Below are 23,529 nucleotides of genomic sequence, written 5' to 3' on the forward strand. Positions count from 1 at the left end.
CGGTCGGCACACCCTGGGGCAGGCGTCGCCCCGCGCAGCCTGAGGTGAGGGGGTAACACGTCGTTCGCCGGGGTGGCAGCCCGTTGCGTCAGGCTGCTACCTCCGTGAACATCGTGTTACCCCTGCCCGGCCGGGGCGGCGCTACTCGCTGTGGGTGGTGGGGGAGAGGAGGCGCTCGAGCTCGTCCTCGTTCTCCGCGGGGACGACGAAGAGGAGCTCGTCGCCGGACTCGACCGGGGTGGTCGGGGTGGGGGTGTGGACGTCGCGGTCGCGCAGGATCGTGACGAGGGCGCAGTTGGTCGGCAGCGGGATCTCGGCGATCGGCTTGCCGACGAACGGGCTGTCGGCCGGCAACGTCAGCTCGACCAGGTTGGCCTGGCCCTGGCGCAGCGAGAACAGCCGCACCAGGTCACCGACGCTGACGGCCTCCTCGACCAGTGCGGACATGATCCGCGGCGTCGAGACGCTGACGTCGACGCCCCAGGCGTCGGTGAAGAGCCACTCGTTGTTCGGGTGGTTGACCCGCCCGACCGTACGCGGGACGCCGAACTCGGTCTTGGCGAGCAGGGCGGTGACGAGGTTGACCTTGTCGTCGCCGGTGGCGGCGATGACCACGTCGCAGCGCTCCATCCGGGCCTCCTCGAGCGAGGAGAGCTCGCAGGAGTCGGCGAGCAGCCACTCCGCGTCGGGGACCCGCTCGGGACGGATCGAGCGCGGGTCCTTGTCGATCAGCAGGATGTCGTGACCGTTCTGGATCAGCTCGCGGGCGATCGAGCGGCCGACCGCTCCGGCTCCGGCGATGGCGACGCGCATCAGCTGTTCTCCTTCGAGGCGTAGTCGACCCAGTCGCCGCTCGGTCCTTCGTTGAGCGAGGCGAAGCAATCGGTGGCGTGGTCCTCACGCATCACCAGGTGGAGGACGTCGCCCTCCTGCACGATCGACTCGCGGGTCGGCAGCATGCCGTCGCCGAGCCGGTCGATCCACGCGATCCGCGAGCCGGTCTGCTGCTGCAGCCGGATGGTGCGCTGGCCGACCCACGCGGTCGGGGCCGGGATCGCGTCGAGGCGGATCGTGCCCGACATGTCGCGGAAGACCGGCTCGGTGCCCTGCGGCAGCAGCCGGCGCAGCACCTGGTCGGAGGTCCACTTGACGGTGGCGACCGTGCTGATGCCGAGCCGCTCGTAGACCTCGGCGCGGCCCGGGTCGTAGATGCGGGCGACGACCTTCTCGACGCCGAAGGTCTCACGGGCCACCCGGGCCGCGATGATGTTGGAGTTGTCACCGCTCGACACAGCGGCGAACGCCTCGGCGCGGCGGATGCCGGCCTTCTCCAGGACCTCCTGGTCGAAGCCGATGCCGGCCACCTTGTCACCGCCGAACGTCGGACCCAGTCGGCGGAACGCGTCCGGCTCGCTGTCGATCACCGTCACGGTGTGGTTGCGGTCCTCGAGGCTTCGGGCGAGGGTGGAGCCGACCCGGCCACAACCCATGATCACGACGTGCACAGGGCCACGCTGTCACAGTTGCGTCCGGAGTAGTCAACCTGCGTAGCCTTCGTGCGTGCCGAGCCAGAACCGAGGACCCCGCCGCCCAGGCCGTCAGACCCGTGCCAAGGTCGTTCGCGGCCGCTCCCGGGTGGGGGAGCGCTACGACCTCGTGGCAGGCCCGATCGCCCACGGCGGTCATGTGGTCGCCCGCGTCGCGACCGGAGCCACGACCGAGGACGGGAGCCCGGAGACCCGGGTCGTCTTCGTTCGACACGCCCTGCCCGGCGAGCGCGTCACCATCGAGATCACCGAGGGCACCGACGGCGATCGCTTCTGGCGCGGTGACGCCGTGGCGGTCCTCGAGGCGTCGCCGGACCGGGTCGAGGCGCCGTGCCCGTTCAGCGGACCCGGTGCGTGCGGCGGCTGCGACTTCCAGCACGTCTCCCTGACCGCCCAGCGGGAGCTGAAGGCCACCGTCGTACGCGAGCAACTCGTCCGCCTGGCGAAGCTCGACGCGACGTCACCGCTCGTCGCCGGCCTGTCCGTCGAGGCCGTCCCCGGCGACGAGAACGGCCTGCGCTGGCGTACCCGGCAGCGCTACGTCGGCCCCGGCAAGGGGATGCGCAAGTACCGCTCCCACGACGTCATCCCGGTCGACGACTGCCTCATCGCCCGCCGCGACGCCCGCGAGGCAGCGCCCGGCGATGCGACCACGATCACCGAGACGGTCACCGCGGCCGGCGAGACGCACACCTTCGAGCTGGCAGCCGACGGTTTCTGGCAGGTCCACCCGGGCGCTCCGACCGCGCTCGTCGAGGCGGTGCTCGAGGCCCTCGACCCCCAGTCGGGTGAGTCGGTGCTCGACCTCTATGCCGGCGTCGGCCTGTTCGCCGCCTTCCTCGCCGACCGGGTCGGGCCGGAGGGCCGCGTGGTGGCGATCGAGGGCGAGCCGAACGCCTCCGCGTACTCCGCGGCCAACGTCCCCGCGGCCGAGGCGAGCGTCGGCGACGTCGCCACCGTGCTCGCGTCCTCCTACGCCGACCCCGTCGACCTGGTCGTGCTCGACCCGCCGCGCGAGGGCGCCCGGCGCCCGGTCGTGGAGGCGGTCGTCGCCCGCGCCCCGCGCGCGGTCGCGTACGTCGCCTGCGATCCCGCCGCGCTCGCCCGCGACGTCGCGATCTTCGCCGAGCACGGCTACGTCCTGTCGAGCCTGCGGGGCTTCGACCTGTTCCCGATGACGCACCACGTCGAATGCGTCGCCCTGCTGGAGCCTCGCTCCTGACCTGAGGCGAGGACCCAGGGCGTGTGTCACGTCGTGGGCAGTCGTCCGTCCGCTCCTCGGACCTCTTGCGCCACCTGGCGAGTACCTGGACCTAATGTGATGCCGGTCACGACATCGACATGAGGAGTGAGCATGAAGCTACGACGATGCCTGACTGTCTCGGGGTCCGTTCTCGCACTCGGCCTCACCGTGGTGGTCACACCCGGTGGAGCGGCCAGTGCAGCCAAGGCGCCCGCGCAGCCCAGGATCGAAGCACGTTCGGCGACGCTGCTGCACCGGCACGGCCTGACGTTCAAGGACCTCGACGGCAACGGCCGCCTGGATCCGTACGAGGACTGGCGACTCACCCCCGCCAAGCGGGCGCGGGACCTGGTCGGGCGCATGACGCTCGAGGAGAAGGCCGCGACGATGGTGCACGGCACCCTTCCCACCACGGGTGGGGCGGTCGGCACCGGCACCGACTACGACATGGCCGGTGCGCGCCACATCATCCAGGATCTCGGCGTGACCAGCGCGATCACCCGGCTCAGCGACGATCCCAGCTCACTGGCGAAGAAGGACAACGCGCTGCAGCGCATCGCCGAGAGCGGCCGCCTGGGCATCCCGCTGACGATCAGCAGCGACCCGCGCAACTCGTTCCAGTACGTCCCGGGCGCCAGCGTCCAGTCCGGCGGCTTCTCGCAGTGGCCCGAGACCACCGGTCTCGCCGCCACCCGGGACGTCGCGCTGGTGCAGCGGTTCGGCGACATCGCCCGGCGCGAGTACCGAGCCGTCGGCATCCAGATGGCGCTCTCCCCGCAGGCCGACGTCGCCACCGAGCCGCGCTGGGCGCGGATCAACGGCACCTTCGGTGAGGACCCCGCCGTCGTGCGGGCCATGGCCGGGGCCTACGTCCGCGGCTTCCAGGGTGGTCGCGGGGTGCATCCCGACAGCGTCCTCACCGTGGTCAAGCACTGGGGTGGGTACGGCGCCCAGGAGAACGGCTTCGACAGCCACAACGCCTACGGCAAGTACGCCACCTTCACCAGCAACCGCAGCTTCCGCCGCCACCTCGACGCGTTCAAGGACGCCTTCAGCAGCGGCGCGGCGGGCGTGATGCCCACCTACTCGATCATCAAGGGCGTCACTGTCGACGGAAAGCCGCGCGAGCAGGTCGGGGCCGGCTACAACAAGCAGATGCTCACCGACCTGCTGCGCCGCACGTACGGCTTCCGCGGCGTCGTCCTCAGCGACTGGGGCATCACCAGTGACTGCGACGCCAACTGCGAGAACGGCTGGCCGGCGGGTCAGACGCCGGGCTTCGTCGGCTTCGGGACGCCGTGGGGGATGGAGAACGCCACCCTCGTCGAGCGGTACGCCAAGGGCATCAACGCCGGTCTCGACCAGTTCGGCGGCACCGAGGACTGGTCGCCGATCGTCCAGGCCGTCGCTCAGGGCAAGGTCAGCGTCGCCCGGATCAACGCCTCGGTGCAGCGGATCCTGACCCAGAAGTTCGAGCAGGGCCTGTTCGAGGACCCGTACGTCAGCCCGGCCGCGGCGGCGCGGATCGTCGGCAACGCCCGCTTCCAGGCCCAGGCCACCAAGGCGCAGGAGCACGGCACGGTGCTGCTGAAGAACGCTCGCGTCGCCAAGCACGCAGCCCGGGCGCTGCCCGCGCGCAGGGGAAGCAAGGTCTACCTCTACGGGGTCGACGCGGCGGCGGCCAAGCGGGCCGGGTACCGCGTGGTGAGCAGCCCGCAGAAGGCCGACTTCGCGCTGGCGCGGACCTCGACGCCGTACGAGACGCTGCACCCGCAGTACACCTTCGGCAGTCTCCAGCACGAGGGCAACCTCGCCTTCGAGCCCGGCCAGAAGGACTTCGACGCCATCGCGAAGATCAGCGCCCAGGTGCCCACGATCGTCTCGGTCTACATGGACCGCCCCGCGATCCTCACCCAGCTGAAGCCGAAGGCCTCGGCGATCCTGGCCAACTTCGGACTCAGCGACGACGCCCTCTTCGCGCTCGTGTCGGGCAAGGCCCGGCCCGAGGGCAAGCTGCCCTTCGAGCTGCCGAGGTCGATGGCGGCGGTGGAGAAGCAGAAGTCCGACCTGCCGGCCGACAGCGCGCATCCGCTCTACCGGCTCGGGTACGGCATGCGCTACTGACAGCGCTCGCCCGCTGACCTCCGGGTCATCCGCTGACCGCGGCCACGTCGATCGACTCTCGACGTGGTCGCGGTCAGCGGCGTTTCGGCCCGGGTCGTGGGCTGTGGCGGCGGGCCACCTGGCAACCTCGGGGCATGGATGTTCGCGAGGTGAACCTGACACTCGACTTCTGCACCCGTGTCGGCGACCTGCTCATCGCGTCGGGCACGGGTGCGGCGGACGCGGTCGACACCATGGGGATGGTGTCGCGGGCCCTGGGCCTGCGCAACTGCGACATCGACGTCACCTTCGTGATGGTGGCCATGCAGTACAGGCCGGGTCCGGACGAGCCGCCGATCTCGGCGAGCCGGCTGGTGAAGTCCCGCGCGATCGACTACGAGCACCTCACCCTCGTCGACCACCTCATCCGCGACGTGATCCGCGGCGACGTCGACCTGCGTACCGCGCGGACCGCCCTCGGTCGGATCACCTCGACCGGTCACAGCCGGCCGCGGTGGGCGGCCACTCTCGGGCTCGCGGTGATGGCGGCTGCGGTCGCCGTCCAGCTGGGCGGAGACGCCCCGGTGGCGCTGCTGGCGTTCGTCTCCGCCGGGCTGATCGACCGGATCCAGCTGGTGCTGTCCCGCCGCCGGATCCCCGTCTTCTACCAGCAGATCGCCGGCGCGGGGGTGGCCTCGCTGCTCGCGGTCGCGATGACCGCCACCCCGCTCGACGTCGACGTCTCCTCGGCGATCACCGCCAACATCGTCGTCCTGCTGGCCGGCATCGGCCTGATGGGCGCGCTCCAGGACGGCCTGTCCGGCTTCTACATCACCGCGAACGCACGGGTCCTCGAGGCACTGCTCTCGACAGCGGGCATCATCGCCGGCGTCAGTGCCGGCCTGACGGTGGCGAGCTCGGTCGGCGTACCCATCCCGGCGATCCTTCCCGGCGCGACCAACCTGCAGACCGTCGGCCTGACGATCCTCGGCTCCGCGATCGCCGCCAGCGCCTTCGCGTACTCCTGCTACGCGCCGGCCAGGATCCTGGTGCCCATCGCTGTCATCGCCGCCGTCGCGATGGGCATCGCGACGGCCCTGCGCGAGATGGGGCGGGCCTGGCCGGTGGCGATCGCCGCGTTCGTGATCGGCCTGGTGGCGTACGGCGTCGCCGCCCGGATGCGAGTGCCCCCGCTCGTCATCGTCGTGCCGGCGATGGTGCCGATGCTGCCGGGCATCTCGATCTACCGCGGGCTCACCCTCCTACTGTCGGACGAGGGCCCGAACAGCACGCCGGAGGGGCTGCTCGCGCTGTTCACCGCCGTCACGATCGCGGTCTCCCTCGCGGCGGGCGTGATCCTGGGGGAGTACGTCGCCCAGCCGCTCAAGCGCGGCGGCCGGCGCCTTGAGGCCCGCCTCGCCGGACCCCGCCTGGTCGGCCCGCTGCGCGGCAGCCGCTGAGCGACCCAGCGGGGGAGACGCCCGGCTCGAGGGGCCTCACTCCCTGCCGCGGTGGACGTGCGCGTGCTGGCCGTCGCGATCGAAGATCATCAGCAGCTCGGCCGGCTCGTCGATCGCGGCGAACGCGTGGGGCGTCATGGTGGCGAAGTCGGCCGCCTCGCCGGCGTGCACGACGATCTCCCGATCGCCGAGCAGCAGCCGGATGCGGCCGCTGAGGACGAAGAGCCAGTCGTGGCCCGGGTGGACCCGTTGCTGGACCTGCTCGCCGGTCGGCTCGAGGAGCACCTTGATCGCGATCGTGGTGCTGTCGGGGCGGCTCAGGTTCCAGGTCGTCCGGCCCCCGATCCGGCTCGGCGTGGGGCGGATGACGACGTCGTCATCGGAGCTCACGTCGAGCAGCGCGTCCAGGCCGACCTGGAGGCCGGTCGCGAGCGGCAGCAGGACGTCGAGGCTGATCGTCCGCTTGCCGGTCTCGATGCGGCTGATCGTGGACGGGCTGAGGTTGGTGCGCGCGCCCAGCTCCTCGAGGGAGAGCCCGAGCGTGGTGCGCAGGCTGCGCAGCCGGGTACGGACGACGCGCTCGATGTCGATGGACTCGACCATCTGAACCTCCTTGCGAATACTGCAATGAGTCTGGCGTATTGTGAAACGCGTGTCTAGCCTCGGGGGCATGAGCCACGACCACGATCACGAGCCCGTTCCCGCCGTCGTCCGGCACTGTGATGTCGCCATCATCGGAGGGTCGGCCGCCGGCCTGGCCGCTGCGCTGCAGCTCGGCCGCCAGCGCCGATCGGTGATCGTCGTCGACTCCGGCGAGCCGCGCAACGCCCCGGCCGCGCACATGCACAGCTTCATCGGACGAGACGGCAGCGCGCCGGCCGAGCTGATCGCCGACGCTCGGGCGGAGGTGCGCGGCTACGGCGTCGAGGTGCTCTCCGGACGCGTCGTCGAGGCGTCCCGCCTCAACGGGCGCTTCGTCGTCGAGCTGGCCGAGGGGAACTCCGTGGTCGCCCGCCGGATCGTGGTGGCGACCGGTCTGATCGATGAGCTCCCGCCGGTCGAGGGCCTCGCCGAGCACTGGGGTGACACCGTGATCCACTGCCCCTTCTGCCATGGCTACGAGGTCCGCGACCAGCGCGTCGTCCAGGTCGTGACGCACCCGATGGGCCTGCACACCGCGCCGGTCTTCCGCCAGCTGACCGCCGACCTCACCGTGCTGGTCGCCGAAGGCGTGGCGGTCGACGCCGCTGAGGTCGCCGTGCTGCGGGCGGCCGGCGTCGACGTCCGTACGGCGGATGTTGCCCGGGTCGTCGCGGTCGACGGCCGGGTGGGCGGTGTGGAGCTCGGTGACGGTTCGCGGATCGAGGCCGACGCCGTCGCGGTCGGGCCGCGCTTCCACCCTGGGGTCGAGCCCTTCGCCGGCCTCGGGCTCCAGCCTGAGCCGCACGCCACCGGGCTGGGCGAGATCGTCGCCGTCGACGAGCTCGGCGCCACGTCGGTCGAGGGGGTCTACGCAGTCGGCAACGTCACCGATCCCAGCCATCAGGTGTTGCAGGCCGCTGCCCACGGCAGTCGGATCGGCGCCATGGTCGCCTTCGATCTCGCCGGCGAGGACGTACGCGACGCCGCGCGCCCGTCCGGATCCGCCGCAGACTGGGACCACCGCTACTCCGGCGAGCAGCTGTGGAGCGGCAACCCGAACGTCTCGCTGGTCGTCGAGGCGTCCGGCCTGTCCGGCGGGCGCGCCCTCGACGTCGGCGCCGGTGAGGGAGGCGACGCGCTCTGGCTGGCTGAGCAGGGCTGGACGGTGACCGCGAGCGACATCTCCGCGCGGGCGCTCGACCGGATCGAGGGTGAGGCCCGCCGTCGGGGTCTCGAGGTGGTCGGGCTCCTCGCCGACGCCAACGCCCGCCAGCCGTTCGCCGAGGGCGGCTTCGACCTGGTCGCCGCGTGCTACGCGTCGATCCCTCGGACGCCGGATCTTCGAGGCGTGCGGAACGTCCTCGATGCCGTCGCTCCCGGCGGGACGCTGATCGTGCTCAGCCACGACCTCGAGGCGATGCGCAGTCCGCAGCACCAGCACCGGCCCTTCGACGCCGATGCGTACGTGAACATCGAGGACTTCGCCGCCGCGCTGCGGCAGGCCGACGGCTGGGTCATCGAGGTCGACGACAAGCGCCCCCGTCCGCCGGGCTCGGCCACCGCGCACCACCACGTCGACGACCTCGTCCTGCGCGCACGTCGGGTGGGCTGAGGCGTCCGGAGTGCGCCGGAGCCTGAAAAATCCCTCGATCTCATGTATCTTGATATCAAGACGTTCATCCGGGTGGCAGGCCGTGAAGCAAGGGCAGCCTTACTACCCCGCCCGCTGGAGCACGGGGCAGGATGGCGTCGAAGACTTCAAGCTCGTCGGTTGAAACCTAGGAGATGTTGGCGTTGGCCAGTCAGGACAGCTTCGGTGCCAAGAGCACCCTGGACGTGGACGGCAAGTCCTACGAGATCTTCCGCCTCGACGCGGTGAAGGGTGACGGGATCGACGTCCAGTCGCTCCCGTTCTCGCTGAAGGTCCTTCTCGAGAACCTCCTGCGCACCGAGGACGGCGCGGACATCACCGCGGCCGACATCACGGCGCTCGCGGGATGGGACGAGAACGCGGAGCCCGACAAGGAGATCCAGTTCACGCCGGCGCGCGTGATCATGCAGGACTTCACCGGCGTGCCGTGCATCGTCGACCTCGCCACCCTGCGCGAGGCCGCTGCCGACCTCGGCGGCGACGCGACCAAGATCAACCCGCTCAGCCCCGCTGAGATGGTCATCGACCACTCCGTGATCGCCGAGGCGTTCGGTACGCCGGAGTCGTTCGCCAAGAACGTCGAGATCGAGTACGACCGCAACCGCGAGCGCTACCAGTTCCTGCGCTGGGGCCAGACCGCGTTCGACGACTTCAAGGTCGTCCCGCCGGGCACCGGCATCGTGCACCAGGTCAACATCGAGCACCTCGCCCGCACCGTCTTCACCCGTGAGGTCGACGGGGTGCTGCAGGCCTACCCCGACACCTGCGTCGGCACCGACTCGCACACCACCATGGTCAACGGCCTCGGCGTCGTCGGCTTCGGCGTCGGTGGCATCGAGGCAGAGGCGGCCCTGCTGGGCCAGCCGGTCTCCATGCTGATCCCGCGCGTCGTCGGCTTCAAGCTCACCGGCGACCTGCCCGAGGGCTCGACGGCGACCGACCTGGTGCTCACCATCACCGAGATGCTGCGCAAGCACGGCGTGGTCGGCAAGTTCGTCGAGTTCTACGGCGCCGGCGTGGCTGCGCTGCCGCTGGCCAACCGGGCCACGATCGGCAACATGTCGCCGGAGTTCGGCTCGACCATCGCGGTCTTCCCGATCGACGACGAGACGATCAACTACCTGCGCCTGACCGGTCGTTCGACCGAGCAGCTCGCCCTGGTGGAGTCCTACGCCAAGGAGCAGGGCCTCTGGCTCGACCCGGCCGCCGAGCCCCGCTTCTCCGAGAAGCTCGAGCTGGACCTGTCCACGGTCGTTCCCTCGATCGCCGGCCCGAAGCGCCCCCAGGACCGCGTCCAGCTGACCGACGCCAAGCAGGCCTTCCGCGGCGCGCTGGTCGACTACGCCGGCGAGGCGCAGGACACGACGGGCTACGACGAGGCCGTCGAGGAGAGCTTCCCGGCCAGCGACGCCCCCTCGCACGCGGGCAACGGTGCTCCGGCCCCGAACAACCACCTCTCCGCCGCGCCGAAGGACGGCGGGCGTGCCAGTACGCCGGTCGAGGTCACCCTCGAGGACGGCTCGCGCTTCACCCTCGACCACGGCGCCGTCACGATCGCCTCGATCACCTCGTGCACCAACACCTCCAACCCCTCGGTGATGCTGGGTGCGGCGCTGCTGGCGAAGAAGGCCGTGGAGAAGGGCCTGACCCGCAAGCCGTGGGTCAAGACCACGCTGGCGCCGGGCTCGAAGGTCGTCACCAACTACTACGACAAGTCGGGCCTGACGCCCTACCTGGAGAAGCTCGGCTTCAACCTGGTCGGCTACGGCTGCGTCACCTGCATCGGCAACTCCGGCCCGCTCATCCCGGAGATCTCCACCGCGGTCCAGGAGAACGACCTGGCCGTCGTCTCGGTGCTCTCGGGCAACCGCAACTTCGAGGGCCGGATCAACCCGGACGTCAAGATGAACTACCTGGCGTCCCCGCCGCTGGTCATCGCCTACGCGATCGCCGGCACGATGGACATCGACCTGTTCCACGATGCGCTGGGCCAGGACCAGGACGGCAACGACGTCTTCCTCAAGGACATCTGGCCGACCCCGACCGAGGTCGAGGACGTGATCGCCTCCTCGATCACCTCGGAGATGTTCACCAAGGACTACGCCGACGTCTTCGCCGGCGACGAGCGCTGGCAGAACCTGCCGACCCCGACCGGGTCGACGTTCACCTGGGACGAGGACTCCACCTACGTCCGCAAGGCTCCCTACTTCGACGGCATGTCGCTGACCCCCTCGCCGGTCACCGACATCGAGGGCGCACGGGTGCTGCTGAAGCTGGGCGACTCGGTCACCACCGACCACATCAGCCCTGCCGGCAACATCAAGGCCGACTCGCCCGCCGGGCGCTACCTCGCGGAGAACGGCGTCGCCCAGCGCGACTTCAACTCCTACGGCTCGCGCCGAGGCAACCACGAGGTCATGATCCGCGGCACCTTCGCCAACATCCGGATCAGGAACAAGATCGGCGCCCCGGGCTCCGCTGACCTGCCGGAGGGTGGTGTCACCCGTGACTTCACCCAGGCGGACGCCCCGGTCGCCGCGGTCTACGACGCGTCGGTCAACTACCAGGAGGCCGGCATCCCGCTCGTCGTCCTGGCCGGCAAGGAGTACGGCTCCGGCTCGTCGCGCGACTGGGCGGCCAAGGGCACCTCGCTGCTGGGCGTCAAGGCCGTCATCGCCGAGAGCTACGAGCGCATCCACCGCTCGAACCTCATCGGCATGGGCGTCATCCCGCTGCAGTTCCCGGCCGGCCAGAACGCCGACAGCCTGGGTCTGAGCGGCGAGGAGACCTTCTCGATCGCGGGCATCACCGCGCTCAACGAGGGCACCACCCCGAAGACGGTCAAGGTCACCACCGACACGGGTGTCTCGTTCGACGCGGTCGTCCGCATCGACACCCCCGGCGAGGCGAACTACTACCGCAACGGCGGCATCCTGCAGTACGTGCTGCGCAACCTGGTCAACGCCTGACGAGCGAGGCCGCGAGTCGAGCCTGCTCGATCTCGCGCCGAGCGCGGCGGCCCGGCAACTGACTGCTGATCGACGAGTACCGGCGAGGCCCGCTCCCTTCGGGGAGCGGGCCTCGCCGCGTTCGTGCGGCCGGCACCGATCCCTCCGATGGGGGAACCTGGCGGCGCCCGCGAGCCTTTGCGCTGCAGGGCCTTCAGGGCCGGTGTGCATCGGCGTAGCGTGCTTGGCGTCTCCACGACGGAATCGCCGTGGCGTTTGGAGCGAGGAGACCTCCCATGTCAGCACCAGAGTCACCAGCCGGCGGATCCCAGCAGGGCGCCACCGCCGCAGCGACACCCACCGCCAGCGCCGAGCCCGACATGGCCCGGCTCGAGGCGATGGTCTTCCAGGCCGTCACCGACATCGGCGCGGCACTCAACGGATCCCTCGTGATCCTGGGCGTCGACCTCGGGTTCTGGTCGGCGCTCGGCGACGGCCGGCCACTGTCGGCGGCCGATCTCGCGGCCCGGTGCAACGTCCCCGAGCCGTACGCGAACCAGTGGCTGTGCGCCCAGGCCGCCAGCGGCTACGTCGGCACCGACATCGATCGGCAGACCGGCGACGTCATGTTCCAGATGTCGCCCGAGCAGGCGATGGTCTTCTGCGATCCCGACAGCCCGGTCTACATGGCCGGCGGCTTCCACATCGTCCGCTCGGTCTACGAGGACCTGCCGCGGATCAAGGAGGCGATGGCGGAGGGCCACGGGTTCGGTTGGCACGAGCACGATCCCGGGCTGTTCCTGGGCACCGAGCAGTTCTTCCGGCCCGGTTACCGCATGCACCTGATCGACGAGTGGCTTCCGGCGATGGACGGTGTGCACGAGGCGCTGATGGCGGGGGCGAAGGTCGCCGACGTCGGCTGCGGGCACGGCGTCTCGACCGCGGTGATGGCGCAGCGCTACCCGGCTTCGACGTTCGTCGGCTTCGACTACCACCAGGCCTCGATCGATCGCGCCGCAGCGCTGGCCCAGGAAGAAGGGGTGGCGGCCAACACCGAGTTCGCCCGGGCGAAGGCCGACGACTACCCGGGCTCGGACTACGACCTCATCTGCTTCTTCGACTGCCTGCACGACATGGGCGACCCGGTCGGCGCGCTCGAGCACGCCCGCGCCGCCCTCGCGCCCGGCGGCACCGTCATGCTGGTGGAGCCACGCGCCGGCGACTCGATCCTCGAGAACCTCAACCCGGTCGGCCGGGTGTTCTACGCGGCCTCGACGATGATCTGTACCCCGTCGTCGCTCGCGCAGGACGTCGGCGCGGCGCTCGGGGCACAGGCCGGCGAGGCCCGGCTGCGCGACGTGGCCGAGCGTGCCGGGTTCTCCCACGTCCGCCGGGCGATGGAGACGCCGGTGAACATGGTGATCGAGCTGCGGCCGTAGGCCACGGCGCGGGACGTCATACGTCCCAAGCGTCTACGAACGCACGGGACGTATGACGTCGTGCGTGGCGATCAGCGCAGTCCGAGCGCCTCGAGGACCGGGACGACCCGCTGTGCGCTGTCGCTGGCGATCAGCCACGCCTGCAGGTCGGGCGAGCGCAGCGCCTTGCTGTCGCCGATGGCGGAGCGGTGCTCGTCGTCGAAGGCGAGCACCAGCTGGACCAGGACAGGGGCGAGGTCGAGCGTGCGCGCGTGCTCGACGACCCGGTCGATCAGCTCGGCGTCCATCGTGGTCGCGACGTTGACCATCTCGCGGAGCGTGTCCAGCTGCACCTCAAGCAGCGCCGGCAGGATGCCGGGCCACGCATCGTGCTCGGCGACCGCCGCGACGATCGCCTCGCGGGCCTCGGCCGGCACCGCGTGGATCTGGTCGACCAGGCGCGCGCAGGTGGCCGGGGAGAGTGCGGCGAGCAGCGAGACCGCGGCGTCGTACGCGTCCTCGTCCGAGGCGGCCCGGATGACGCCCGCGAGCATCTCGTCGGGGACGCGCTGCGCGATCGCGTCGAGCGCGGCCGGCTCGTCGCAGTAGATCGCGATCTGTAGCAGGTCGTGACCGGAGGCGCGCGCCACGACGCCCATCGCGGTGTTGATGTCGACGACCGAGACGAAGCGCGACAGCGTGAGGTGCTCGCCCTGCCGGAGCAGGAGCCGGCCGACGTCGACGACGAGCTGGTTCGGGAGACCCCGGATGATCGACTCGACCCGCGACGGGTCGAGCGCAGGTGCGACCGCCGCCAGGAACGACGGGGTGAGGTGCCCGGCCAGCCGGGTGGCCTCGCGCGGGTCGAGGGCGCCGGCGATGCGCGCGCTGAGCACCGGGCCGAGCGCGACCTCGGCGATCTTCGCGGTCAGCGGCACCGGCAGCATCCGGCTGAGGGAGGCGAGTAGCGTGACCCGGTCCTCGTTGCGGGCGGAGAGCGCCGTCTGGGCGAGTCGCCGCAGGTCGCGGATCTCCTGCTGGGAGCTGCCGGCGAGGAAGGCGAGGTCGGCCTCGGACGCGCCGAGCTCCTGGGCGAGCTTGGTCACCTCGATCCGGCTGGGCAGGTCACCCACGGCCGCCGCCGAACAGGAACCGCTTGGCTGCGGGGCGCAAGGGGCGCGGGACGGAGCGCAGCGCCTTCTCCAGGCCGTCCGCGAACGCCTTGTCCTCGGCGGCCATGGCAGCGGTGAGCAGCGCGTCGAGTCGTGCGATCCGGTCCTCGTCGTACGACGAGAACGCGACCAGGCGATCGGTCGAGACCCCGAGGTGCCCGGCGAGCCTCTCGAGCGCGGCCATGTCCTCTCCTCCCTGCGGATGTGAACGAGCGCACACCCTACCGGCCGGTAGCCAGATGTTGCTGCAGGGCCCTCGTCCGCAGGGGAGCGCATCGCCCGCTCCGGTGCGACCTGCCGCCGTAGGCTGGCGACATGCTTGTCGCATTCAGCGTTGCCCCCACTGTCGGAGACGAGACCGGCGGCGTCGCCGAGGCCGTGGCCGCCGCGGTCGCGGTGGTGCGGGCCTCCGGCCTTCCGCACGAGACCACGTCGATGTTCACCACGATCGAGGGCTCCTGGGAGGAGTGCTTCGACGTGGTGAAGCGCGCCACCGACGCGGTGGTCGCCGTCTCGCCGCGGGTGAGCCTGGTGATCAAGGCCGACATCCGGCCCGGCTTCACCGGCCAGCTGCACGAGAAGGTCGAGCGCGTCGAGGAGATCCTGCGTGGACAGTGAGGTCCGCAGCTATCGCACCGGTGCGCGCGAGGTCGTCCTCGACATCACGCGGGACGTCGAGGAGTACGTCGCGAGCCTCGCCGATGGGCACCGAGACGGGCTGGTGCACGTCTTCGTGCCGCACGCCACCGCCGGCATCGCGATCCTCGAGACCGGCGCGGGCAGCGATGACGACCTGCTCGCCACGCTCGCGGACCTGTTGCCGAAGGACGACCGGTGGCGGCACCGTCACGGCTCGCCCGGGCACGGTCGCTCGCACGTGATGCCGGCGCTGATCCCGCCGTACGCGAGCGTCCCGGTCCTCGACGGGCGGCTCGCCCTCGGGACGTGGCAGAGCATCTGCCTGGTCGACCTCAACGTCGACAACGACGTCCGTGAGGTGCGGCTCAGCTTCCTCGGGTAGGCCCGGCCCGGTCGATCACTCGCCTTCGGTGATCGCCGCGACCTGGGCGCCGCGCTTGCGGCCGATGATCCAGTACGCCACCGAGCCGGTGGTGTTGACGCTGCCGACCACCCGCCACAGCCGCTTCGGGCCTCGGATCGCCGCGGCCGGGCGGTTGTTGATGTCGCGGATGGTCACCGCCGCGATCGCGGCCTGGACCGCAACGGCCACGACGACGAGACGGGTCTTCTGGTCAGGGGAGAGCGCCATGCCGCGAGTCTGCCACCTCGCCCCAGCGACCGCCGCCCACCGCACCAGCGGCGCCGTACGCTGCCGTCATGTCCCCGCTCGAGGTGGTTCCCGTCCCCGCTCACGGTGCCGAGGACGTCGTCGTCGTGACGTCCGGTCCCGACGAGGGGTGCGTCTTCACCGGGACCGGCGACGGCTCCATCTGGCGGATCAGTGCCGACGGGCGTCGCATCGATCGGGTCGCCGACACCGGCGGCCATCCCCTCGGCATCGAGCTCCACCCCGACGGCCGGCTTCTCGTCTGCGACTCGACGCTCGGCGTACTGCTGGTCGACCCGCGCACCGGCGGCGTCGAGCGGCGCCTCGCCGAGGTCGACGGTCGCCCGATGCGCTTCTGCAACAACGCCGCGATCGGGAGCGACGGCACGGTGTGGTTCTCCGACTCCTCGACCCGCTTCGGGCAGGAGCACTGGCGCGACGACCTCATCCTCCACACCCGTACGGGCCGGCTGCTGCGCCTGGATCCCTCCGGTGAGGTGTGCGTCGTGCTCGACGGCCTCTTCTTCGCCAACGGCGTCGCACTCGCCGCCGACGAGTCGTTCGTGGCGGTCGCGGAGACCGGCGGGTGCACGGTCGTACGGCACTGGCTGAGCGGCCCGCTGGCCGGCACCCGCGACCATCTCGTCGCCGACCTTCCCGGACACCCGGACAACATCGCGCGCGGCTCCGACGGGCTGATCTGGGTGACGATCGCCAGCCCGGTCAACGCCTCGCTCGCCCTGCTCGAGAAGGCGCCGCGATGGGTGCGGACGGCCGCGACCAAGGCACCGGCGTGGCTCCAGCCGCAGATCGCGCCCTGCGTGCGCGTCCAGGCGTACGACGACACGGGACGGCTGGTCCACGACGTCGAGCGCCCGGCCGACCGGTACGCGATGGTGACCGGGGTGCGCGAGCACGACGGCACGGTCTGGATGGGCAGCCTCGAGCAGCCCGCGGTGGCGCGCGTGAGCCTGGCCTGACGATCCGGGCCTGTGGCTACTGGGACGTAGACTGCCCGGCATGGCTGTTCTCGCGTCGCTGTCCTCGCCTCGTGATCTGGGTGATCTCTCCGACGCCGATCTGACTCTCCTGGCCAGCGAGATCCGCGACCTCCTCGTCGCGAGCTGCTCGCGCACCGGCGGCCACCTCGGCCCCAACCTCGGCGTCGTCGAGCTGACTTTGGCGATCCACCGGGTCTTCGACTCGCCGATCGACCGGATCGTCTTCGACACCGGGCACCAGGCCTACGTCCACAAGATGCTCACCGGCCGGGCCGGTGACTTCGACGGCCTGCGCCAGGAGGGCGGCCTGTCGGGCTACCCCAGCAGTGCCGAGTCGGCCCACGACATCGTGGAGAACTCCCACGCCTCGACCGCGCTGTCCTACGCCGACGGCCTGGCCAAGGCGTACCGGCTGCGCGGCGACGACCGCCACACGGTCGCCGTGATCGGCGACGGCGCCCTGACCGGCGGGATGGCCTGGGAGGCGCTCAACAACATCGCGATCGCCAAGGACAGCCGGCTGGTCATCGTCGTCAACGACAACGGCCGCTCCTACACGCCCACGATCGGCGGCCTGGCCAACGCGCTCACCTCGCTGCGCACGAACCCGCGCTACGAGCTGCTCCTGGACACCGTGAAGCGCCGGGTCAACGCGGTCCCCGGCATCGGCGGTGCCGCCTACGACGTGCTGCACGCGATGAAGAAGGGCGTCAAGGACGCGCTCGCCCCGCAGGGGCTCTTCGAGGACCTGGGCCTGAAGTACGTCGGTCCGGTCGACGGCCACGACCGGGTCGCGATGGAGCAGGCGCTGCAGCAGGCGCGCAGGTTCGGTGGGCCGGTCATCGTGCACGCCATCACCCGCAAGGGGTTCGGCTACGACGCTGCCGAGCAGCACGAGGCCGACCAGTTCCACTCCCCGGGCCCGTTCGACGTCAGCACGGGTGCCGAGACGCCCAAGGGCCGGATCTGGACCGACACGTTCGCCGACGAGATCGTCGCGATCGGCGAGCGTCGCCCCGACGTCGTGGCGATCACCGCCGCGATGATGCACCCGGTCGGCCTGGACGCCTTCCAGCAGCGCTTCCCCGAGCGCACCTTCGACGTCGGCATCGCCGAGCAGCACGCGGCCACCTCGGCGGCCGGGCTCGCCCTCGGCGGCATGCACCCGGTCGTCGCGGTGTACGCGACCTTCCTCAACCGCGCCTTCGACCAGGTCCTGATGGACTGTGCGCTGCACCGGACCGGCGTCACCTTCGTCCTGGACCGTTCCGGCGTCACCGGCGACGACGGCGCCTCGCACAACGGCATGTGGGACATGTCGATCCTCCAGGTCGTGCCCGGCCTGCGGCTCGCCGCACCCCGTGACACCACTCAGCTCCGGGCGTTGCTCAACGAGGCCGTCGAGGTCGACGACGCCCCGACGGTCGTCCGATTCCCGAAGGGCGCGCCGCCCGCGGACATCGCCGCGGTCGGCACGGCGGGCGGGTGCGACGTGCTGTTCCGTCAGGGCGCCCAGGACGTGCTCGTCGTCGGCGTCGGCTCGATGGCCGGCACGGCGGTCGAGGTCGGGGAGCGCCTCGCCGCGCAGGGCATCGGCGCCACCGTGGTCGACCCGCGCTGGGTCAAGCCGGTCGACCCGGCCCTGATCGAGCTCGGTGCCCAGCACCGTCTCGTCGTGACGATCGAGGACAACGGCGTGATCGGGGGCGTCGGCGCGGTCCTGCTGCAGACGCTGGCGGCCCACGGTGTGCACACGCCTGTACGGCTGCACGGCATCCCGCAGGAGTTCCTCGACCACGCCAAGCGGGCCGCGATCCTCGACCGGATCGGGCTGAACTCGCAGGCGATCGCCCTCGACACCATCGGGCGACTCGCCGCGGGCGATCCCGCCGTCCTGGAGGGCGCTCCCGCCGAGCGCTGAGGCCGTCCGGTCGCGACCGGTTTCGCCCGGTCCTCGTGCGGGGACTGTGAGGAACATGAACGTCCTGCGCACCAAGTCGATCGAGCAGTCCCTCGAGGACACCGACGACCCGGACTTCAAGCTCAAGAAGCAGCTCACCGCGATCGACCTGACCGTCTTCGGCATCGGCGTGGTGATCGGTGTCGGCATCTTCACCCTGACCGGCGAGGTCGCTGCCGACTACGCCGGTCCCGGCGTGGTCTTCTCGTTCATGATCGCCGCGATCTGCTGCGGGCTGGCAGCGCTCTGCTACGCAGAGTTCGCGTCCACCGTCCCCGTGGCGGGCTCGGCCTACACGTTCTCCTACGCCACGCTCGGGGAGCTGATCGCCTGGATCATCGGATGGGACCTGATCCTCGAGCTGATGCTCGGCGCCTCGGTCGTCGCCCAGGGGTGGAGCACGTACCTGGTGACCTTCCTCGACGAGATCGGGCTCGGGTGGCCCAGCTCGATCGGCCCGGCCGACTCCGCCCACTTCAGCTGGGGCCACGTCAACCTCGCCGCGGTGCTGCTCGTCGCCGTGCTGACCACGCTGATCGCCGTGGGCATCAAGGAGTCGCTGCGGGTCAACCTGGTGCTGGTCGGCATCAAGCTCTTCATCGTCCTGTTCGTGATCGTGGCCGGGCTGTTCTACGTCTCCGGCGCGAACTACTCGCCGTTCATCCCGCCGGCCTCCGACCCGGTCAACAGCAGCGGCCTGGCCCAGCCCCTGATCCAGGCGGTGTTCGGCATCAAGCCACAGACCTTCGGCGTCCTCGGCGTGATCTCGGCCGCGTCGGTCGTCTTCTTCGCCTACATCGGCTTCGACGTGGTGGCGACGACTGCCGAGGAGGCCCGTGATCCGCAGCGCGACCTGCCGAAGGGCATCATCGGCTCGCTGGTGATCTGCACGATCCTCTACATCGCGGTCGCGCTGGTGATCACCGGCATGGTGCCGTACGACAAGATCGACCCGAGCGCGGCGCTCGCCACCGCCTTCCGCGACGTCGGGAAGGACGGCTTCGCCACGCTGGTCGCCGCCGGCGCCGTCGCCGGCCTGACGACGGTCGTGATGACGCTCATCATCGGCGCCGTCCGTGTGCTGTTCGCGATGAGCCGCGACGGGCTGCTGCCGCACGGCTTCGGCCGGACCAACCCCAAGACGGGCACGCCGCTGCGGATCACCGTCACGATCGGGGTCCTGGTCGCCGTGATCGCCGGCTTCACGCCGATCGACAAGCTCGAGGAGATGGTCAACATCGGCACCCTCACCGCGTTCACCCTGGTCTCGCTGGCCGTGCCGGTGCTGCGTCGTCGCCGCCCCGACCTCGAACGCCCGTTCCGGGTGCCGCTCAGCCCGGTGGTGCCGGTGCTCGCGGCGTTGATCTGCCTCTACCTCATGGTCAACCTCTCCATCGAGACCTGGATCCGGTTCCTGGTCTGGATGGTGATCGGGTTCGCCGTCTACTTCGGCTACGGGCACGGCCACAGCCGGGTCCGCGAAGCGGAGAGGACCGCGGCCTGACGCCCACCGGAACGGAGAAAGGGCCCCGGTCGCTTGCGCGGCCGGGGCCCTTTCTCCACTCAGGGAGCAATCTGAGTTCACACTCAGTTTACCCCGCGTCCACCACTTAGTGGAACTTCCGGCCTGTGATCTTCTCCGAGATGCCCTCGCGGTCGAGGAGCTGGGTGAGACCGCCGTTCCAGAACTGGAAGCCGGCGCCGGTGATCATGCCGAGATCGATGTCCTCGGGAGCCTGCGCGACACCCTCGTCGAGCATCCGGCGAGCCTCGTCGGTGAGCGCCTCCAGGGTCTGGCGGCGTACCTCCTCGGCCGTCCTCACGACGTCGCCGACCTGGAGCAGGGCCTCCACCTCGGGGTCGAGGGTGCGGCCGTCCGGGCCGTAGAACGACCCCTTCTTCGCCTCCACGATCCGGTGCAGGTTCTCCGAGAGGTAGAACCGGTCGGGGAAGGCGTGCGCCAGCGTCTCGTTGTTGTGGTACGCGATCGCCGGGCCGACCAGCGCGATGAGCTGGTACGGCGGCATCGGGGTGACGCCCGCGAACGCCGCGTCGACCACCGAGATCGGGGTGCCCTCGTCGGCGATCCGCGCGACCTCGCCCATGAACCGACCGAGCAGCCGGTTCACGATGAAGGACGGCGAGTCCTTCACCAGGATGGTGGTCTTGCCGAGGCCCCGACCGGCTGCGAAGGCGGTGGCCAGCGCGGCGTCGGAGGTGGTCTCACTCTTGATGATCTCCAGCAGCGGCATGATCGCGACCGGGTTGAAGAAGTGGAAGCCCACCACTCGCTCCGGGTGCTGGAGGTCGGCGGCCATCTCGGTGATCGACAGCGACGAGGTGTTGGTCGCGAAGACGGCGGTCTCCGGCGCGACGGCCTCGGCGGCCGCGAAGACCTTCTTCTTGACCGACATCTCCTCGAAGACGGCCTCGATGATGAAGTCCGCGTCCGAGAACGCCTTCTCGTAGTCGACCTCGGCGGTGACCAGGCCCTTGAGCCGGTTGGTCGAGCCCACCGACGCGCGGCCCTTGGCCAGCTTCTTGTCGAGCTCGGCGTGGACGTACGCGACGCCCTTGTCGGCGCGCTCCTGGTCGAGGTCGACCAGGACCACCGGCACCTTGAGCTTGGAGACGAAGAGCAGTGCGAACTGCGAGGCCATCAGGCCGGCGCCGATGATGCCGACCTTGGTCACGGGCTGGGCCAACGACCTGTCCGGCGCACCGGCGGGGCGCTTGGCGCGCTTCTGCACCAGGTCGAAGGAGTAGAGCGAGGCGAGCAGCTCGGGCGTGGAGGCCATCGCGACCAGCGCCTCGTCCTCGGCGGCGAAGCCCTCGTCGCGGGTCGCGGTCTTGGCACCGGCGAGCAGCTCGACGGCCTTCTTGGCAGCGGGGGAGGCGTCCCCGGTCTTCGCCCAGGCGAAGAAGCCGGCGTTCTTGACGGCCTCGTCCCACGTCTCGTCGCGGGCGATCTCGGTGCGCTCGACCGTGATGGTCCCGGTGAGCACCTTGTCGGCCCACAGCATCGACTGCTCGAGGTAGTCGGCACCGTTGAACTCCACGTCGGCGATGCCGGCGGCGACGACCTCGCCGCCCTTGATCACGCGGCCCTGGTTGAGCGGGTTCTGGATGAACAGCTCGGCGGCCTTGGCCGGGCCGACCAGGTTCGGCAGCAGGTAGGCGCCGCCCCAGCCGGGGACGAGACCGAGCATGACCTCGGGCAGGCCGACGGCAGGCACGGAGTCGATCACGGTGCGGTAGTCGGCGTGAAGGGCGACCTCGAGACCGCCGCCGAGGGCAAGTCCGTTGATGAAGCCGAAGGAGGGCTTGCGAACGCCGCCGTTCCCGTCGCGGAGCTTGCGGAAGACGGCGTGGCCGAGCTCGGCGATCGTACGGATGCCGGCCCCCGAAGCGTCACCTTCGCCGGCCTTCTTCAGCGATTCCAGGTCGGCGCCCGCAGCCAGGATGAACTGCTTGCCGGTGACGGCGATCGCGTCGATGGTCTCGTCGGCGAGCGCGGCGTCGTACGCCGTGTTCAGCGAGACCAGACCCTTCGGACCGAACGTGTTCGGGCGGCTGTGGTCGAGGCCGTTGTCGAGGGTGACCAGGCCGAGCACCTTGCCCGAGGGCAGGCTCACCTTCTGGAGCTTGGCCTCGGTGACGACCTCGTCGTCGGAGAACAGCTTCTCGACGTCGGTCAGCAGCGTGGAGATGTCGGTCATCACTTGTCACCCTTCCAGTTCGGGTTCTCCCAGATCACGGTGCCGCCCATGCCGATGCCGATGCACATGCTGGTGAGGCCGTAGCGGACCTCGGGACGCTCCTCGAACTGGCGCGCGAGCTGCGTCATCAGGCGGACGCCCGAGGAGGCCAGCGGGTGGCCGAAGGCGATCGCGCCGCCGTACGGGTTGACGCGGGTGTCGTCGTCGGCGATGCCGAAGTGCTGCAGGAAGGCGAGCACCTGGATCGCGAAGGCCTCGTTGAGCTCGAAGGCCTGGATGTCGTCGATGCTCAGGCCGGCCTTGGCCAGCGCCTTCTCCGTCGACGGGATCGGGCCGACGGCCATGATCTCGGGCGCCACGCCCGCGAAGGCGTACGACACCAGACGCATCTTGATCGGCAGACCGAGCTCGAGCGCCGCCTCCTCGGAGGCGAGGAGGCAGGCGGTCGCGCCGTCGTTGATGCCCGCCGCGTTGCCGGCGGTCACACGACCGGCCGGCCGGAACGGGGTCTTGAGGCTCTGGAGGTTCTCGATCGTGGTCCCCGGGCGCATCGGCTCGTCGGTGGTGGCCAGGCCCCAGCCCTTCTCGGCGGACCTGGTCGCGACCGGCACGAGGTCGGGCTGGATCTTGCCGGCGGCGTAGGCGGCGGCGGCCTTCTCCTGCGAGGCGACGGCGTATGCGTCGCAGCGCTCCTTGGTGATGTCCGGGTAGAGGTCGTGCACGTTCTCCGCGGTGTTGCCCATTACGAGCGCCTCCGGGTTGACGATCCTCTCCGCGACGATGCGCGGGTTGGGGTCGACGCCCTCACCCATGGGGTGGCGCCCCATGTGCTCGACGCCGCCGGCGATGGCGACGTCGTAGGCGCCGAAGGCGATGCCGCCGGCGACCGTGGTCACCGAGGTCATCGCGCCGGCGCACATGCGGTCGATGGAGTAGCCGGGGACCGTGTTCGGCAGGCCCGCGAGCAGCGAGGCCGTACGGCCGATGGTCAGGCCCTGGTCGCCGATCTGCGTGGTCGCGGCGATCGCGACCTCGTCGATCCGCTCCGGGGGAAGGCTGGGGTTGCGGCGGGTCAGCTCGCGGATGCACTTGATGACGAGGTCATCGGCTCGGGTTTCGGCGTACTGGCCCTTGGCCTTGCCGAACGGGGTGCGAACGCCGTCGACGAAGACGACCTCGCGCAACTGTCGAGTCACCGTTTCTCCTGCGGTTCGGGTGGGATATCGATGGGGCAGACAGAGGTTACCGCCTGGTAACAATCCTACGCGGAGGAGGGGTGTGTAGAGCCCCTCGCGACGGTCGGGGAATATCGTTGGCCCAGCGGACGCTGGCCCCTGCGCCATGTGGAAGCGGAAGAAGAGCACGCGGAAGCCCCAG

The 23,529-nt window shown here is 70.5% G+C and carries 19 protein-coding genes; 11 read left to right on the plus strand and 8 right to left on the minus strand.

The annotated features are described in order from the left end of the window. Positions 1–141: 141 nt before the first annotated feature. Both ACZ5L9_RS14760 and ACZ5L9_RS14765 read right to left on the minus strand, forming a co-directional pair. Entirely contained in the window at positions 142–813 is a 672-nt protein-coding gene (locus tag ACZ5L9_RS14760; protein WP_464528931.1) for a potassium channel family protein, read from the minus strand. After that, positions 813–1,490, minus strand: coding sequence for a potassium channel family protein (locus tag ACZ5L9_RS14765; protein WP_464536869.1), 678 nt, complete (start codon positions 1,488–1,490; stop codon positions 813–815). Before ACZ5L9_RS14765 ends, ACZ5L9_RS14760 begins: the two co-directional genes overlap by 1 nt. Positions 1,491–1,560: 70 nt before the next feature. Between ACZ5L9_RS14765 and ACZ5L9_RS14770 the strand changes: the two genes are divergently transcribed. The 3 genes from ACZ5L9_RS14770 to ACZ5L9_RS14780 all read left to right on the plus strand — a co-directional run bounded on the left by ACZ5L9_RS14770 (position 1,561) and on the right by ACZ5L9_RS14780 (position 6,353). Continuing rightward, on the plus strand, positions 1,561–2,769 hold the full coding sequence (locus ACZ5L9_RS14770) for a class I SAM-dependent RNA methyltransferase (RefSeq protein ID WP_464528932.1): 1,209 nt from the start codon (positions 1,561–1,563) through the stop codon (positions 2,767–2,769). A 132-nt stretch (positions 2,770–2,901) separates the two neighbouring features. Then, the gene (locus tag ACZ5L9_RS14775) at positions 2,902–4,914 is read left to right on the plus strand and encodes a glycoside hydrolase family 3 protein (RefSeq protein WP_464528933.1); all 2,013 of its coding nucleotides are present in this window, start codon (positions 2,902–2,904) and stop codon (positions 4,912–4,914) included. 134 nt (positions 4,915–5,048) lie between these two features. Further along, complete coding sequence (locus ACZ5L9_RS14780; protein ID WP_464528934.1) at positions 5,049–6,353, plus strand: threonine/serine exporter family protein; 1,305 nt, start codon at positions 5,049–5,051, stop codon at positions 6,351–6,353. Positions 6,354–6,389: 36 nt separating this feature from the next. On the opposite strand, the gene ACZ5L9_RS14785 is transcribed toward ACZ5L9_RS14780, so the two are convergent. Beyond that, positions 6,390–6,956, minus strand: a complete 567-nt coding sequence (locus ACZ5L9_RS14785; protein ID WP_464528935.1) for a helix-turn-helix domain-containing protein — start codon at positions 6,954–6,956, stop codon at positions 6,390–6,392. Positions 6,957–7,023: 67 nt separating this feature from the next. On the opposite strand from ACZ5L9_RS14785, the gene ACZ5L9_RS14790 reads away from it, so the two are divergent. The 3 genes from ACZ5L9_RS14790 (at position 7,024) to ACZ5L9_RS14800 (ending at position 13,033) form a co-directional block, all read left to right on the plus strand. Beyond that, a complete protein-coding gene (locus ACZ5L9_RS14790; RefSeq protein ID WP_464528936.1) occupies positions 7,024–8,607 on the plus strand; it encodes an FAD-dependent oxidoreductase in 1,584 nt (527 codons plus the stop codon). Positions 8,608–8,780: 173 nt separating this feature from the next. Next, a complete protein-coding gene (locus tag ACZ5L9_RS14795; RefSeq protein WP_464528937.1) occupies positions 8,781–11,615 on the plus strand; it encodes an aconitate hydratase in 2,835 nt (944 codons plus the stop codon). A gap of 275 nt (positions 11,616–11,890) precedes the next feature. Continuing rightward, the gene (locus ACZ5L9_RS14800) at positions 11,891–13,033 is read left to right on the plus strand and encodes a class I SAM-dependent methyltransferase (protein WP_464528938.1); all 1,143 of its coding nucleotides are present in this window, start codon (positions 11,891–11,893) and stop codon (positions 13,031–13,033) included. A gap of 71 nt (positions 13,034–13,104) precedes the next feature. Here the strand turns inward: ACZ5L9_RS14800 and ACZ5L9_RS14805 are convergent, their stop codons facing one another. Together ACZ5L9_RS14805 and ACZ5L9_RS14810 are read right to left on the minus strand one after the other, a co-directional pair. Continuing rightward, the gene (locus tag ACZ5L9_RS14805) at positions 13,105–14,145 is read right to left on the minus strand and encodes a hypothetical protein (RefSeq protein WP_464528939.1); all 1,041 of its coding nucleotides are present in this window, start codon (positions 14,143–14,145) and stop codon (positions 13,105–13,107) included. Continuing rightward, positions 14,138–14,368 carry a hypothetical protein gene (locus ACZ5L9_RS14810; RefSeq protein WP_464528940.1) on the minus strand — a complete coding sequence of 77 codons (231 nt, stop codon included), beginning with the start codon at positions 14,366–14,368 and terminating at the stop codon, positions 14,138–14,140. Before ACZ5L9_RS14810 ends, ACZ5L9_RS14805 begins: the two co-directional genes overlap by 8 nt. Before the next feature lie 131 nt (positions 14,369–14,499). Here ACZ5L9_RS14810 and ACZ5L9_RS14815 point away from each other — a divergent pair, with 131 nt between their 5' ends. After that, on the plus strand, positions 14,500–14,802 hold the full coding sequence (locus tag ACZ5L9_RS14815; protein WP_464528941.1) for a thiamine-binding protein: 303 nt from the start codon (positions 14,500–14,502) through the stop codon (positions 14,800–14,802). Next, positions 14,792–15,205: a secondary thiamine-phosphate synthase enzyme YjbQ gene (locus ACZ5L9_RS14820; protein WP_464528942.1), complete on the plus strand. Its 414-nt coding sequence runs from the start codon at positions 14,792–14,794 to the stop codon at positions 15,203–15,205. Before ACZ5L9_RS14815 ends, ACZ5L9_RS14820 begins: the two co-directional genes overlap by 11 nt. 15 nt (positions 15,206–15,220) lie before the next feature. On the opposite strand, the gene ACZ5L9_RS14825 is transcribed toward ACZ5L9_RS14820, so the two are convergent. Continuing rightward, positions 15,221–15,454 carry a hypothetical protein gene (locus ACZ5L9_RS14825; RefSeq protein ID WP_464528943.1) on the minus strand — a complete coding sequence of 78 codons (234 nt, stop codon included), beginning with the start codon at positions 15,452–15,454 and terminating at the stop codon, positions 15,221–15,223. Positions 15,455–15,522: 68 nt separating this feature from the next. Between ACZ5L9_RS14825 and ACZ5L9_RS14830 the strand changes: the two genes are divergently transcribed. The 3 genes from ACZ5L9_RS14830 to ACZ5L9_RS14840 are packed head-to-tail and all read left to right on the plus strand — an operon-like array spanning position 15,523 to position 19,937. Further along, the gene (locus ACZ5L9_RS14830) at positions 15,523–16,452 is read left to right on the plus strand and encodes an SMP-30/gluconolactonase/LRE family protein (RefSeq protein WP_464528944.1); all 930 of its coding nucleotides are present in this window, start codon (positions 15,523–15,525) and stop codon (positions 16,450–16,452) included. A gap of 40 nt (positions 16,453–16,492) precedes the next feature. Then, complete coding sequence (gene dxs, locus ACZ5L9_RS14835) at positions 16,493–18,394, plus strand: 1-deoxy-D-xylulose-5-phosphate synthase (RefSeq protein WP_464528945.1); 1,902 nt, start codon at positions 16,493–16,495, stop codon at positions 18,392–18,394. Positions 18,395–18,449: 55 nt separating this feature from the next. Further along, positions 18,450–19,937 carry an amino acid permease gene (locus ACZ5L9_RS14840; RefSeq protein ID WP_464528946.1) on the plus strand — a complete coding sequence of 496 codons (1,488 nt, stop codon included), beginning with the start codon at positions 18,450–18,452 and terminating at the stop codon, positions 19,935–19,937. Between the two features lie 106 nt (positions 19,938–20,043). Here ACZ5L9_RS14840 and ACZ5L9_RS14845 read toward each other — a convergent pair whose 3' ends face one another. Beyond that, positions 20,044–22,152 (minus strand): 3-hydroxyacyl-CoA dehydrogenase NAD-binding domain-containing protein, encoded by a 2,109-nt coding sequence (locus ACZ5L9_RS14845; RefSeq protein ID WP_464528947.1) that lies wholly within the window; start codon positions 22,150–22,152, stop codon positions 20,044–20,046. Further along, positions 22,152–23,348 carry a thiolase family protein gene (locus tag ACZ5L9_RS14850; protein WP_464528948.1) on the minus strand — a complete coding sequence of 399 codons (1,197 nt, stop codon included), beginning with the start codon at positions 23,346–23,348 and terminating at the stop codon, positions 22,152–22,154. Before ACZ5L9_RS14850 ends, ACZ5L9_RS14845 begins: the two co-directional genes overlap by 1 nt. Positions 23,349–23,529: the final 181 nt, after the last annotated feature.

This window comes from Nocardioides sp. JCM 18998, from assembly GCF_055391535.1.

Bases quoted from the DNA above. Each gene is read 5' to 3' on its own strand.
- ACZ5L9_RS14760 (WP_464528931.1), bottom strand. From the start codon at position 813: ATGCGCGTCGCCATCGCCGGAGCCGGAGCGGTCGGCCGCTCGATCGCC.
- ACZ5L9_RS14765 (WP_464536869.1), bottom strand. From the start codon at position 1,490: ATGGGTTGTGGCCGGGTCGGCTCCACCCTCGCCCGAAGCCTCGAGGAC.
- ACZ5L9_RS14775 (WP_464528933.1), top strand. From the start codon at position 2,902: ATGAAGCTACGACGATGCCTGACTGTCTCGGGGTCCGTTCTCGCACTC.
- ACZ5L9_RS14780 (WP_464528934.1), top strand. From the start codon at position 5,049: ATGGATGTTCGCGAGGTGAACCTGACACTCGACTTCTGCACCCGTGTC.
- ACZ5L9_RS14785 (WP_464528935.1), bottom strand. From the start codon at position 6,956: ATGGTCGAGTCCATCGACATCGAGCGCGTCGTCCGTACCCGGCTGCGC.
- ACZ5L9_RS14790 (WP_464528936.1), top strand. From the start codon at position 7,024: ATGAGCCACGACCACGATCACGAGCCCGTTCCCGCCGTCGTCCGGCAC.
- ACZ5L9_RS14795 (WP_464528937.1), top strand. From the start codon at position 8,781: ATGTTGGCGTTGGCCAGTCAGGACAGCTTCGGTGCCAAGAGCACCCTG.
- ACZ5L9_RS14800 (WP_464528938.1), top strand. From the start codon at position 11,891: ATGTCAGCACCAGAGTCACCAGCCGGCGGATCCCAGCAGGGCGCCACC.
- ACZ5L9_RS14810 (WP_464528940.1), bottom strand. From the start codon at position 14,368: ATGGCCGCGCTCGAGAGGCTCGCCGGGCACCTCGGGGTCTCGACCGAT.
- ACZ5L9_RS14815 (WP_464528941.1), top strand. From the start codon at position 14,500: ATGCTTGTCGCATTCAGCGTTGCCCCCACTGTCGGAGACGAGACCGGC.
- ACZ5L9_RS14825 (WP_464528943.1), bottom strand. From the start codon at position 15,454: ATGGCGCTCTCCCCTGACCAGAAGACCCGTCTCGTCGTCGTGGCCGTT.
- ACZ5L9_RS14830 (WP_464528944.1), top strand. From the start codon at position 15,523: ATGTCCCCGCTCGAGGTGGTTCCCGTCCCCGCTCACGGTGCCGAGGAC.
- dxs (WP_464528945.1), top strand. From the start codon at position 16,493: ATGGCTGTTCTCGCGTCGCTGTCCTCGCCTCGTGATCTGGGTGATCTC.
- ACZ5L9_RS14840 (WP_464528946.1), top strand. From the start codon at position 18,450: ATGAACGTCCTGCGCACCAAGTCGATCGAGCAGTCCCTCGAGGACACC.
- ACZ5L9_RS14845 (WP_464528947.1), bottom strand. From the start codon at position 22,152: ATGACCGACATCTCCACGCTGCTGACCGACGTCGAGAAGCTGTTCTCC.